The organism is Pseudomonas protegens (assembly GCF_003732485.1).
GTDB lineage: Bacteria > Pseudomonadota > Gammaproteobacteria > Pseudomonadales > Pseudomonadaceae > Aquipseudomonas > Aquipseudomonas protegens_B.
This window is the reverse complement of the sequence record NZ_MOAK01000043.1, coordinates 250,975-263,129: the sequence shown is the minus strand read 5'-3', so window position 1 is coordinate 263,129 and position 12,155 is coordinate 250,975. Positions and strand designations below refer to the sequence as shown.

The 12,155-nt window shown below is 63.8% G+C and carries 16 protein-coding genes; 5 read left to right on the top strand and 11 right to left on the bottom strand.

The genetic code is table 11. From position 1 onward, the window contains the following. Positions 1-777 (top strand): LysR substrate-binding domain-containing protein (locus BLX41_RS10745; protein WP_259744668.1); only part of this gene is annotated, 777 nt, incomplete at its 5' end. Between the two features lie 37 nt (positions 778-814). On the opposite strand, the gene BLX41_RS10740 is transcribed toward BLX41_RS10745, so the two are convergent. From BLX41_RS10740 to BLX41_RS10725, 4 genes are all read right to left on the bottom strand, one after another. Further along, positions 815-3,055: an ATP-binding protein gene (locus tag BLX41_RS10740; protein WP_123724844.1), complete on the bottom strand. Its 2,241-nt coding sequence runs from the start codon at positions 3,053-3,055 to the stop codon at positions 815-817. Then, a complete protein-coding gene (locus BLX41_RS10735) occupies positions 3,052-3,666 on the bottom strand; it encodes a biliverdin-producing heme oxygenase (protein WP_123724843.1) in 615 nt (204 codons plus the stop codon). Before BLX41_RS10735 ends, BLX41_RS10740 begins: the two co-directional genes overlap by 4 nt. A gap of 258 nt (positions 3,667-3,924) precedes the next feature. Then, the gene (locus tag BLX41_RS10730; protein WP_123724892.1) at positions 3,925-4,311 is read right to left on the bottom strand and encodes a cupin domain-containing protein; all 387 of its coding nucleotides are present in this window, start codon (positions 4,309-4,311) and stop codon (positions 3,925-3,927) included. 80 nt (positions 4,312-4,391) lie between these two features. Continuing rightward, complete coding sequence (locus BLX41_RS10725; RefSeq protein WP_123724842.1) at positions 4,392-5,201, bottom strand: AraC family transcriptional regulator; 810 nt, start codon at positions 5,199-5,201, stop codon at positions 4,392-4,394. Positions 5,202-5,444: 243 nt separating this feature from the next. Between BLX41_RS10725 and BLX41_RS10715 the strand changes: the two genes are divergently transcribed. From BLX41_RS10715 to BLX41_RS10700, 4 genes are all read left to right on the top strand, one after another. Beyond that, a complete protein-coding gene (locus BLX41_RS10715) occupies positions 5,445-6,086 on the top strand; it encodes a LysE family translocator (protein ID WP_123724840.1) in 642 nt (213 codons plus the stop codon). A 73-nt stretch (positions 6,087-6,159) separates the two neighbouring features. After that, positions 6,160-6,639, top strand: a complete 480-nt coding sequence (locus BLX41_RS10710; RefSeq protein WP_123724839.1) for a GNAT family N-acetyltransferase — start codon at positions 6,160-6,162, stop codon at positions 6,637-6,639. 43 nt (positions 6,640-6,682) lie between these two features. Then, positions 6,683-7,777 (top strand): D-alanine--D-alanine ligase, encoded by a 1,095-nt coding sequence (ddlA, locus tag BLX41_RS10705; protein ID WP_065365173.1) that lies wholly within the window; start codon positions 6,683-6,685, stop codon positions 7,775-7,777. A 30-nt stretch (positions 7,778-7,807) separates the two neighbouring features. Continuing rightward, on the top strand, positions 7,808-8,161 hold the full coding sequence (locus tag BLX41_RS10700) for a gamma-glutamylcyclotransferase family protein (protein ID WP_011063435.1): 354 nt from the start codon (positions 7,808-7,810) through the stop codon (positions 8,159-8,161). Positions 8,162-8,170: 9 nt separating this feature from the next. Here BLX41_RS10700 and BLX41_RS10695 read toward each other — a convergent pair whose 3' ends face one another. From BLX41_RS10695 to BLX41_RS10665, 7 genes are all read right to left on the bottom strand, one after another. After that, positions 8,171-8,752 (bottom strand): membrane protein, encoded by a 582-nt coding sequence (locus tag BLX41_RS10695; protein WP_019093550.1) that lies wholly within the window; start codon positions 8,750-8,752, stop codon positions 8,171-8,173. Between the two features lie 96 nt (positions 8,753-8,848). Further along, positions 8,849-9,304, bottom strand: a complete 456-nt coding sequence (locus BLX41_RS10690) for a GNAT family N-acetyltransferase (protein WP_072450955.1) — start codon at positions 9,302-9,304, stop codon at positions 8,849-8,851. Further along, complete coding sequence (locus BLX41_RS10685; RefSeq protein WP_011063432.1) at positions 9,301-10,017, bottom strand: purine nucleoside phosphorylase YfiH/LACC1 family protein; 717 nt, start codon at positions 10,015-10,017, stop codon at positions 9,301-9,303. The genes BLX41_RS10690 and BLX41_RS10685 overlap by 4 nt, the downstream gene beginning before the upstream one ends. A 133-nt stretch (positions 10,018-10,150) precedes the next feature. Continuing rightward, positions 10,151-10,963: a MerR family transcriptional regulator gene (locus tag BLX41_RS10680; protein WP_123724838.1), complete on the bottom strand. Its 813-nt coding sequence runs from the start codon at positions 10,961-10,963 to the stop codon at positions 10,151-10,153. Between the two features lie 78 nt (positions 10,964-11,041). Then, positions 11,042-11,413 (bottom strand): helix-turn-helix domain-containing protein, encoded by a 372-nt coding sequence (locus tag BLX41_RS10675; protein WP_011063430.1) that lies wholly within the window; start codon positions 11,411-11,413, stop codon positions 11,042-11,044. After that, on the bottom strand, positions 11,410-11,721 hold the full coding sequence (locus tag BLX41_RS10670; protein ID WP_019093548.1) for a type II toxin-antitoxin system HigB family toxin: 312 nt from the start codon (positions 11,719-11,721) through the stop codon (positions 11,410-11,412). Before BLX41_RS10670 ends, BLX41_RS10675 begins: the two co-directional genes overlap by 4 nt. A gap of 115 nt (positions 11,722-11,836) precedes the next feature. Next, positions 11,837-12,103 (bottom strand): DUF3077 domain-containing protein, encoded by a 267-nt coding sequence (locus BLX41_RS10665; RefSeq protein ID WP_072442483.1) that lies wholly within the window; start codon positions 12,101-12,103, stop codon positions 11,837-11,839. Positions 12,104-12,155 lie beyond the last annotated feature (52 nt).

The following is a 12,155-nucleotide window of genomic DNA, read 5'->3' as shown; positions in this document are numbered from 1 at the left end:
AAGCAGATTCGTGCCCTGGAGCTGTCACTGAAGACCGAGCTGTTCGAGCGGCAGGCCCGGGGGGTGAAACTCACCGCCAGCGGTGCCTCGCTGTTCGCCGAGGTCAGCACCCAGCTGGAAGCGTTACTGCGCAGCGTCAGCCGCCTGCGGGCCGGACGCGACGCCAACACCGTCACCGTGCAGTGCACCCATGCAGTGGCGCAGTTCTGGCTGTTTCCGCGCTTGTTGGCGTTCAACAAACAACACCCGGACATCACCGTGAGCATCCACGCCAACAACGACATGGACGAGTCCAGCGTGGCCGAGCACGACTTCGCCATTCTCTACGGCGCCGGGCACTGGTCGTCCCTGACCGCCACGCGGTTGTTCGCCGAGGTTGTCTATCCCATCGCCAGCCGGCGCCTGGAGCTGCCGGCCATTGACGCGCTGGCGCAACTGGCCGAACTGCCCTTGATCCAGCTGGATGCCTCGGCCTGGAACTGCATCGACTGGCGCGACTGGTTCCGGCATTTCGGGCTGGACTACAGCGCGCCGCCAGGGGCCATGGGTTTCAACCAATTGACGCTGATGTTCAGCGCTGTGCAGCAGGGCATGGGCGTTGGCCTGGGCTGGGATTTCATGGCCAGTGAGTTGGTGGCCCAAGGCGAGTTGCAGCGCGTCGGCCAGTGGGCGTTTCGCACCGGGCAGGCAGACTTTCTGGTGCATGTGCGGCACAAGCGCCTGTCCGCCAGCGGCCAGCTGTTTCGCGACTGGCTGGTGGCGCAATCTGTCGAATAAGGGCGCCGGGGCTCGGCAGGGAGCCCCGGAGTGCGGTCTAGAGGCTGGCCCGGGGTACGCTGAAGCGGAATTCGCTGCCCTTGCCCACTTCACTGTGGGCCTCGATCTTGCCGCCGTGGGCATGAATGATGCCCTGGGTGATGTACAGCCCCAGGCCGGTGCCGTTGGGATTGCCTTCCTTCATGGTCCAGTAGCGATCGAAGATGAACGGTAGCTGATCGGCGGGAATGCCTTCCCCGGTGTCGCGGACGCTGAATACGATCTGCTCGCCGTCGGACATCGCCACCACCCCGACCTTGCCCTGCTTGGGGGTGAACTTGATGGCGTTGCCCACCAGATTCGATAGCACCTGGAACAACCGCTCGGGGTCGGCATTGATGGTCAGGTCCGGCTCGGCGTGAAAGCTGATATCGATAGCCTTGTCCAGAGCCAGGGGCGCCAGCAGCGAATAGGCTTCTTCAAAGATCTGGCTGACCTCCAGCGGCTGCGGCGCAATGCTGTAGCGCCCGGCCTCGATCTTCGAGGTATCCAGCAAGTCCTCCAGCAGGTTGTTCATGCGGCTGGCGGCCTGTTGCATGGTGTCGATGGCCGAGGAAATGCGTCGCGAAGTGTGCGGTCCGTCGGAGCTGAAAGCTTTTTGCATCATGCCGCAGAGCATGGAAATCACGGTCATGGGGTTGCGCAGGTCGTGGGACACCACCGCCACCAGTTCGTCCCGGGCGCGCACGGCCTGTTGTTCACGCAGTACCTGGCGCGCCAGGTCATGCTCCAGGGCCGAGCGGCGCAGGTCGTTGGCGGCGAAGCGGTCGCCGTGGCTCCACTTGGTAGAGATCCCGGCCATTTCCACCTTCCAGATCTCGAACGAGGTGCGCGGTCGCAGGCGCAGGCCGGCGTCTGAGTTTTCCAGGTCCAGGGGCTTTTGCGGGTTGCCGCTCCAGTTGATGTTTTCCTTCACTTCGGGGCGGAACCACAGCACGCCGTTATCCACAGGCTTGGGCAGGCTCATGGCCAGGACCCCGCTGGCCACCTGTTGATAACTCGCCGCCGGCGGGTAGACGCTGGCCAGGTGATGGCTGGCGAACACCGCCTGCCCAGTGCCTTGCAGCCAACGGTGCAGGGCACGGATTTCGTCCTCGGACGGGCAGTTGCCGAAGCAGTGCAGCTGTTTGTCCTCGATGATCGCCACGCCGCCGGCCTGGGTCAGCTCCAGCAGCTGTTGCGACGCCTGGGTCAGGCCGTCGAATACGCTGTCGGGGGCGTCGTGCATGGCCTGGCCGAGGCTGGCCAGGGCGGCGACTTTTTCTTCTCGCTGGCGGCTGATGTCCAGGGCTTGCATGGCACTGATCTGCAACGACAGCACCTGGCCAATGGTCTGGCAGGCAATGCGCAGTTCGTGGGGTACCAGCAGCGGCTGGCGATTGCCACAGCTGATCAGGCCCCAGAGCTGATCGTCCTTGAGCAGGGAAATGCTCATGGACGACAGCACGCCCATGTTCTTCATGTACTGGCAGTGGATCGGCGACACACTGCGCAGGGTGGCGAAACTCAGGTCCAGGGCCTCCTGGGTGTCCGGGCGCAGGGTCGGCAGCAGCGGCACTGGCTGGTAGTCGGCATTGGGGATGATCCGCAGCCAGTTGCTGCGATACAGCTCGCGCGCCTGTTGCGGGATGTCCGAAGCGGGGAAGAACAGGCCGTTGAACACCTCCATGTCGGGGCGGGAGGCTTCGGCGATCACCTGGCCGTGGCCTTCTTCTTCGAAGCGGTAGATCAGCACCCGGTCGTAGCCGGTCATGGCCTGGATCTCGGCGACGCTGATGCTGTACAGCTCGTGCAGGGTCTTGGCCGCTTGCAGGCGCCGCAGCAGGCGCCCGAGATTCTCGGTCTGCTGCTTGAGGTGCTGGTGCTGCGGGTGATCGGGCTGGATTTCCAGCTCCAGCATCAGCACCCCCTGATGGCGATGCAGCAAGCCTTCGAAGCGTGTGCCGTTGAGTGACAGGTGCAGCGGCGGGGCATCGAACAGCCGATCCAGTTGCAGCACTTCACGGATGCGTTGGCCGTCCGTTTCCCCCAGCAACTGCTCCAGGGGTTGACCCAGCAGCGGTTCGGCGGGCCGGCCCAGTAGGGTCTCGACGTTGGCACTGATCTGCTGAATGCACAGTTGCGGCTCGGACAGGGTCAGCAACACACCGTGGGGCTGGATCGCTCCCGGGGAGCGGATCGGCTCGTTGGCGCAGTTGGCCAGCAACTTTTCGAAGGCTTGGGAATCTTGTGGGGTCATAGCAGCACCTCGCGGCGGTCAAGCCAGCGTTCGAAACAGGCAAATGTGGATTGCGCGGCGCTGACCACTTGTTGGCGTGCGTTCGCGTCTTCGGGCATGCGCCCCAGATAGTCGAGAAAGTCCTTCCAGCGCCGGCCGGTGGCAGCACCATAGACGTCCAGAAAGGCGCCACCGTTGTCGGCGTCGAGGTCCAGGCGCTGGGCCATCTCCCGGCGCAGGATCTGTCCGCCCAGGGTGGCGCCTTCCAGTACGTAGAGGGCGCCCAGGCAGGCACCGGCGCTGCTCAGGTGCGGCAGTTGCTCACAGCGGGGCAGGGCCTCGATGCTGGCTGCATTCAAGCCCAGGGCATGCAGATCCCCTAGCAGGGCCGGGGTCTTCAGGCGTTGGTTGGGATCGTAGCCGGCAGGGATCAGGCCGCTATCATGCAGGGCCGCCTCCAGGGGCTGATAGAAACCGTAGTAGGCCTGGATCAGGCGTCGATACCAGGCGCCATCGAGATACTCGGAGAAGAACGGCAGGCGTTTTTCCAGGGCTACGTGCAAGGTCGCGGTGCCGGCGCGCAGGTCTTGAAGCAGGGTGGGAGCGGTGGTGTCTTGGTGCGGTGTAGGCATTCAGGGATCAGGGGTCGCAACAGGTAATGGACGCGCCATGGGCGTCATCGAAAGCCGGGACCAGGCTGTAGTCCCTGCACTAGAGCCATCGCACAGAAAAATGAGAGCGTCACTCTACCTGTGCTTTTTGCACTGACGTACAGTTTTTGACGCACCATTGGTCGGCAAAGGGTAGTTGATCGATGACGTGTTGCTGTGTCTGACTCCGTTAATGAGGCAGAAATTCCTTTTTCCGTCTCGCGGGTTCTGCGGTGAGGGTCAGATCCAAACGTCGTTCTGGGCGGTGCGTTCGCCACCTTGATCGCCGGTGTTGAGCACGCCCTTGGGCTCGATCAGCAGCAGCTTGACCTCATGCTCGGCCCAGGGTTTGTGTTCGACGCCCTTGGGCACCACGAACATCTCGCCACTGCCGATGGCCACCCGGCCGTCACGGAAGTCGATGTGCAGCAGGCCCTCGAGCACGATGAAGGTTTCATCGGTGTCGGCGTGGCAGTGCCAGACGAATTCGCCCTGCAACTTGGAGATCTTGAACTGGTAGTTGTTCATCTCGGCGATCACCTTGGGGGTCCAGTGTTCGCTGAACAGGCCGAGTTTCTGGGCGAAATTGATGCTCTGGTAGGCGTCTTGCGGGGCAGGTTTTTGCATGATGCGGTCCACCTCAGTGATGAATGAGCACTGAGGGTAAACAGCCAGGGGCGAAGGCTTCTTGAACGATCGTGTGTGGCTCAGCGGCCGAGCATCTTCAGCCAGCGCGCCGGTGGCAGGCCGTAGGTCTGGCGAAACTGCCGGGTCATGTGGCTCTGGTCGGTGAAGCCGGCGATCAGTGCGGCGTTGGCCAGGGTCTGGCCCTGCACCAGTAGCGCGCGGACCAGGTCCAGGCGGCGCATGCTCAGGTAACGGTAGGGGCTGGTGCCGAACAGCAGGCGAAAATCCCGGGACAGGCTCCAGCGGTCACGCCCGCTGTGGGCCGCCAGTTCCTCCAGGGTCAGGGTACGGTCCAGGGCACTGTGGATGTATTCCCGGGCCCGCTCGGCCGCCACATAGTCGAAACGCTGCCGTGATTGGGCGACCCCGGAGACGCTGTTCAGGGCATGGGCCAGGTCGAACAGGGCGTCTTCCTGTTCCAGCGGGTCCAGAGGGCTTTCGACCCCGCGCAGCAGGGCCTCGGTGGCGGCGAACAGTCGTGGGTCGTTGGACAGGCCGCCGGTAATGAAGGGCAGGGGCTGGCCGCCGAGGATCTGCTGGATCAGCGCCGGCTCGACATACAGCATGCGGTAGTGAAAGCCGTCGTGAGTGCCGGCCTCGCCGTCGTGGGCTTCATCGGGGTGCAGGACCATGGTGGCGCCGGGCAGGCTGTGGCGCCAGCCGCCGCGGTACTGGAAGCTCTGTACCCCGCGCAGGGTGCGGCCGATGGCGTAAGTGTCGTGGCGGTGCATGTCATAGCCATGGCCGGCGAAATACGCCTCGATGCGCTCCAGGCCCCGGGCGGGCGGCGCGCGGTGAACCCAGTCGGTGACAGCTGCGGGTTTGGCCATGGAACGGTCCTGATGGATGAAACCGAGGGCGGTACGTTAACTCAGGGGCGCGCTGGCTGTCTTGCCCCTCGGCTCACGCCGTGGCAGTTCTACCGGAAGAAGGGGGGGCCTTGCAGGATGGATCAGGCGCAGCGCGGCGGCCGACGGCTTGAGCAGGATTGCGAGGCCAATCGGCGGTTGCCTGGGCAGGCGCGAGTGGAGTAGCGTCGTTCACCCGGATCCCCTTCACGGCCACCTGCACTCATGCACGCCTCATACCTGGTTTACCTCGCCCCGCTGTTGTCGCTGGCCCTGCTCTGGAGCGTGGCGGTGATCACCCCCGGGCCGAACTTTTTCACCACTGCACAACTGGCGGCGGGCTGTTCGCAGCGCCATGGCCTGTTCGCCGCCCTGGGGGTGGCCAGCGGCACCGTGCTCTGGGGGCTGGCGGGAGGCTTGGGCATCAAGTCGCTGTTCAGCGCGGCGCCGGCGCTGTTCGTGTTGTTCAAGGTCGCCGGTGGCTGTTACCTGATCTACCTGGGACTCAAGCAGTTCAAGCGCAAACCGGCCCTGGATAATCCAACCGCCAATGGCGCGGTCCATGCTGAGCGCAGCCTGTTCTCGGCCTACCGGCTGGGCTTTCTCGGCAACATGACCAACCCCAAGTCGGCGCTGTTCGTGGCCACCATCTTTGCCACGTCGATGCCGGCCTCCCCGCCACCTCTGCTGCTGGGGCTGGCGGTGCTGACCATGGCCGGCCTGTCGCTGTCCTGGTACTGCTGCGTGGCGCTGTTTTTCGCCAGTAGCCGGGTGGCCGGGTTCTACGCCCGGGCCCGTCGCTGGCTGGACCGTCTGGCCGGTGGTTGTTATGTGCTGTTCGGCGGGCATCTGCTGGCCAATCGCTGAACGGCCGGTGCCTTGCGCCGGCCAGTATCCGCCCCCAACAAGGACGACCCGTCCCCGTATCAGGAGACTGAACATGGCTGTTGTTTTTCGCCCGGTAGCAGAGGCGGACATTCCGCGGATCTGCAGTTTCGTAGGCAATCCCCAGGAGTTGTATTTCTTCTTTCCCGCCGCCACCTGGCCACTGACCCACGAGCAACTGCGCGACTCCATCGCCCAGCGCAGCGACTCGACGGTAATCGAGCGTGACGGGCAGGTAGTGGGTTTTGCCAACTTCTACCGCTGGGCTCGCGGCGGCACCTGCACCATCGGCAATGTCATCGTCGACCCAGAGGTGCGCGGCGCGGGCCTGGGGGCGCAACTGATCGGGCAGATGATCCACATCGCCCACAGCAAGCACCAGGCCAGCGAGGTGACGCTGTCATGCTTCAACAGCAACGTGGCGGGGTTGCTGCTCTATCCGAAGCTGGGCTTTGTGCCGTTCGCCATCGAAGAGCGCAAGAACAAGGAGCAGGAGCGAGTGGCGCTGATCCATTTGCGTTACAGCCCCAGCTGAATTGAAGAACCGTCAGCAATCATTTTTTCAACGGGAAGCAGACATGAGCAAGTTGCGGGTCGGGATTATTTTTGGTGGCCGTTCGGCCGAACACGAAGTGTCGTTGCAGTCGGCGCGCAACATCGTCGATGCCCTGGATCGCACGCGTTTCGAGCCGGTGCTGATCGGCATCGACAAGCAGGGCCACTGGCACCTCAATGACACCTCGAACTTCCTGATCAACCAGGAAAACCCGGCGCTGATTGCCCTCAACCAGTCCAATCGCGAACTGGCGGTGGTGCCGGGCAAGGCCAGCCAGCAACTGGTGGAAACCTCCAGCCAGGAACTGCTGGGGCATGTCGATGTGATCTTTCCCATCGTCCACGGCACCCTGGGCGAAGACGGTTGCCTGCAGGGCCTGCTGCGCATGGCCGACCTGCCCTTTGTCGGCTCCGACGTGCTGGGTTCGGCGGTGTGCATGGACAAGGACATCAGCAAGCGCCTGCTGCGCGACGCCGGGCTGGCGGTGACCCCGTTCATCACCCTGACCCGGGCCACCCGTGCTCGCTACGGTTTTGCCTTGGCCCGGGAAACACTCGGCCTGCCGCTGTTCGTCAAGCCGGCCAACCAGGGTTCATCGGTGGGGGTGAGCAAGGTCGACAACGAGGCCGAATACGAGGCCGCGGTGGAACTGGCCCTGGGCTTCGATCACAAGGTGCTGGTGGAGTCGGCAGTGCGTGGGCGGGAAATCGAATGCGCGGTGCTGGGCAACGACCAGCCCATTGCCAGTGGTTGCGGCGAGATCGTGGTCAGCAACGGTTTCTATTCCTACGACAGCAAGTACATCGACGGGGAGGCGGCCCAGGTGCTGGTGCCGGCGGACATCAGCATCGAGCACAGCGAGCGCATTCGGGCCCTGGCTGTCGAGGCATTCCAGGTGCTGGGCTGCTCCGGGCTGGCTCGGGTCGATGTGTTTCTCACCGATGAGGGGGAAGTGCTGATCAACGAAATCAACTCGCTGCCGGGGTTCACCCGGATCAGCATGTACCCCAAACTTTGGCAGGCCACCGGCATGAGCTACAGCGAGCTGGTGAGCCGCCTGATCGAGCTGGCGCTGGAGCGTCACGCTGAACGGCAAGGGCTGAAAATCAACCGCTGAAGCGGATCATCGTGGTTAAGGACGTGACGAATGAGTTCGGCAACAGATGCATCGGTTTATCTTTTTTCCTACGGCACCCTGCAAGACAAGGCGGTGCAGATCGCCAACTTTGGCCGTGAGTTGAGTGGCAGCGCGGATGCCATGCTTGGCTACGAACAGAGCTGGGTGGAAATCACCGACCCCGAGGTGCTGGCGGCCAGCGGCAAGACCCATCATCCGATCCTGCGCCCGGGGGCGGCGGACAGCGCGCCGATTCCCGGCACCGTGTTCTGCATCACCCCCGAGGAGCTGGCAGCGGCCGACAGCTATGAAGTCTCGGACTACAAGCGGGTCAGCGTGACCCTGGCCTCGGGCATCCAGGCCTGGGTCTACGTCAGCGCCTGAGTCTTCGGCTCACTCCGGCGGCAGCATCACCCCGATGCACGCCAGGGCCAGCAGCACCGCCCCGAGCACGATGAACACATAGTTCAGCGGCGTGAAACGGGCGTTGCTGCGGCCTTCGGGATCTTTCGCGGCGGCATTCAGGCCGCGCTGGCCGAGCCAGGTGATCCACGCCAGTACCGGCAGCAGCGCCAGGCTGGCAATGTCGGTCACCGGGTAGCCGATATTCTTGCGCGACAGCGCGTCCACCACGTTGTTGATGATCACCCCCACCACAAACAGGGTTGCCAGTTCACCGGGCCGCCAGTCATGGCTGCGGCCGTCGCGCTTGAGCGTCGCATCGGCTTCGCGGTACAGCGCATGGGTGAAGAAGATCGCGAAGAAGGCCCGGGCCACCGGCCACAGCTCCTGGCCGCTGGCGTGCCTGAACTGATGCCAGTTCTTGTAGGCCCAGTACACCTGGTAGATGCCGAAGGTGAGGATGTACAGGGTCAGGAACTTGGCCTTGGACACCACGTAGAACGGCTGTTGCGCCGCTTCGGGCGAGGGGGCGACCAGATCCGCCTGGGGCGGGGCATAGAGGTTGTCAGACACGGGCACTCCTTGGGTTGGGCCTGAGGGGGGAGGCAACGTTAGCTCAGGTTGCTGGCCAAGAACCAGCAGGGGCTCGGTGGCCGAGCGGAACCGGGTTCAGGCCCGAGGTGGATCCGCCGGCCGAACGTAGTGAATATCCCATTCACTTTCACCCACCTGAACAAAACCCAGGCGTCGATAAAAACGATTCGAGTCACTGCCGCGCAACGCATCCAGGTGGATGGGTAGCTGCTCTTTGGCGGAGCGTTCCAAAAGCTGCTCCAGGGCCTTGGCGCCGAGGCCCCGCCCTTGGAATTGCGGTAAGACGTACAGGTGCTGCAGGCGCAGATGATCACCGTGTGATTGGCTCTGGATAAAGCCTGCGGGCTGTCCGTCACTGAGGATGAAGTGGCAGCGTTCGGCCGCGAAGCTTGCGGCAAAACGCTCCCGGGCCCGCTGCGGATCGAAGCGCCCCAGGCGCTCAAGGCTTTCGCGCATCGCCGCGATGCGCATCTGGACCAGGGTTTCCAGGTCGCTCAGGGAGGTTGGGAGTAGTGCACTCTCGAGGTTCATGTCCGGCCGATCCACGAGTACTGGAAGGCCTTGGCTTCACCCCGGTGCCCGCGTCGACGATAGCTGGCCAGGGCCGGGGTCGAGCAGTAGGTGCACAGCTCGCTGATTTCGATCTGTTCATCACTGATTCCAGCGGCGTGCAGCAAGTGCACGGCATAGCGGCTCAGGTCGAACCACAGGGAATCGGCCTGGGTCGGTTGCGGTGGCGGAATCTGCGGCGGCAGCAGCGGGGCCGGTTGCTCACGGCTCCAGGGGGCCTGTGCGGCCGGCCACAGCGGGTCCTGAGTGGCGGACAGGGTGTCGATGAAATCGGCGCTGACTTCATAGCAGCAGGGTTTGATCGATGGGCCGATGGCCACCCGCAATTGCTGTGGGGTGATGCCCTTGCTGGCGAAGTGTTGCAGCACATTGGCGATGATCCCGCCATGCAGGCCTTTCCAGCCGCCGTGCACTGCCGCGACCCAGGAACCGTCCTCGCTGCTGATCAGCAACGGCAGGCAATCGGCGGTGACCACTGCGATGGGCCGGCTGGAATGGGTGAGTACCGCATCGCCGCGGATGATTCCGCTGGGTAGCGTGGTACTGGCTTGCACCACCTCGCCGCTGTGGATCTGCGAGCAGAAGAACAGGTTGGCCGGCAGGGCGGCGCCGAGGGTCGAAAACCCATGACGGATGCCGGATATCTGGTTCAACACACCTGCCTGGAAACTCATCGGGCCTTCGCTCGGTAACCTGGGAATGGCTGCAGAGCATAGCGGTATCCGAGGTACTTTTGCTGACAGACAACGCTGGATAGGCCGGGGCAGACCAGCGGTAGCCTGCTGGTCGGCCCCTTCACCGGGCGTTTCAGGCGCTCAGCGGGATATACAGTTCCACCACGCTGTCCGGGTGCATGGGCCCCAGAAAGCGCTCGCCGGTGTACTCGAACTCCACCGCGTCGAGGGGCATCAGCCCGGCGGCGGGCAACCACTCGCTGTAGGCGGCGCGAAAGGTTTCCGGCAGGGTGGCCACGCTGCCGTGATGCTCGACTCGCGCGTAATGGCGGGCAGGGATTTCCAGCTCCACCATGCCGGGCACCAGGGGCGCGTCGGCGGCGACCGGCAGGCCGGCCACATAACGCCACTGGCCGTCTTCCAGGGGCTGGCAGATGCCATAGGTGCCCACCGGCTCGGCCAGGCGCTGGATCTCCTGTTCCCGAGGTTCGAAACGTTGCCAGAGCTCGGCGATGGTGCCCGGGTCGTCCTGCTGCCAGGCCATGCCGATGATCCGCTGCGGCGCCAGGAATACCTTCTGTGGTGTCTGCGCGGCTGGGAGTTGGCGCTGCGGCTGGGCCAGGTAGCGCTGCAGATGGCCCAGTACTTTCTGGCTGCGGGCGATCTCGCTTTGCAACTGCCGGGCATGCGCCTGCAGTGACTGCTGCATGTGCAGCACGCTGTCCAGGCCGCCCTGGTCCGCCAGAGTGCGGATGTCTTCCAGGGACATGCCCAACTGCCGCAGCCAGGCGATGCGCCCCAGGGTCACGATCTGTTCCGGGCTGTAGTAGCGGTAGCCGTTGTCCCGGCCGGTGAGGGCCGGGGTGAACAGGCCGATGCTGTCGTAATGGCGCAGGGTCTTGGTGGTAAGGCCGTGGCAGCGGGCCATTTGTCCGATGGTGAGCATGGAGCGTCCTTGGTGTGGTTGGGCTGCGGGGCATGCTGAGCCTTTACCCAGGGGCAAGCTCAAGCCCGGCAGCACGGCTCAGGACGATTTGATCGGCTTGATCAGGCTTTCGGCGGGAATGCCGAACAGCTGGTGCAGTTTCCAGATCATGGGCAGGGTCAGCGCGCGCTTGCCGTTGAGCACTTCGTAGACGCGGTTGGTGCGGCCGATGGCGGGCGCCAGGTCGGCGGCGGACAAGCCGGACTGTTCCATGCGGAACTTGATCGCCTCGATCGGGTTGGGCAGGTCCAGGGGAAACTGCCTGGCCTCGTACGCCTGGATCAGGGTGATCATCACATCGAAGTAATCGCCTTCAGGCGTCCCGGGCTGCGGTTCGTTGTCGAACAGGGGCGAGACGCTTTTCAGTGCGGCGCGGTAGTCCTGGTCGGTGTGGATGGGGCGGATGTTCATGCGGGTTGCTCCATGTCTACGCTGTCGGCATCAATGGCGTCGTACTCTTGGTGAGTGCCCACGAACTTGATGTGCAGCGCACCAAAGCGGTAGGCCACGACAGCGATCAGTCGATACTCGTTGCCCTTGATGTTGAAGACCACCCTGCGGCTTTTGAGAATGCTCGCGTTGCGATATTGGTCCTTGATTTGCGCAGGGTTGGACCACTCGGCTTTCCTTGCTTCATCGACCCAGGCCAGCAGAGGCTGTTCTGCTTCCGGGTGCTTTGCCCAGAAGGCCTTCAACTGACTGACTGCAATAATTCTCATGGCGTGACCCTAGTCCCGTCCTGGGACTTAAACAAGTCGCTGAGTGCGTCAAGCGATGTACGGGCAGATCGCTGGATCTGCCCGCGCAGGCGACGTTGGTTCAGGGACGATCAGGTCATGCAGAGAGCGTGGCGTGCACGTCGTCCATCAGTGCCTTGCCCATCTCTGCCAGGTAGTGTGCCGCCCAAGCATAGCGGTCGCACCGGGGCTCCATGGCCGCTTCCAGGGTGAATTGCTTTGCCAGATGCAACAGGGTCGAGGCGTGTTCCAGGGCGTCGTTGATCGGCACGTCGGCATTCACCCGAAACAGCGGATGCAGGTGTTCGCCGCACTGGGAAAAGCGGATTTCACCGAGGGTGGTCAGGGGCGATTGAGTGGTCATCGGGCACCTCCGGTTTTTTGGGACGGGAGGTGTGGGGAGGACGGATTTCGAG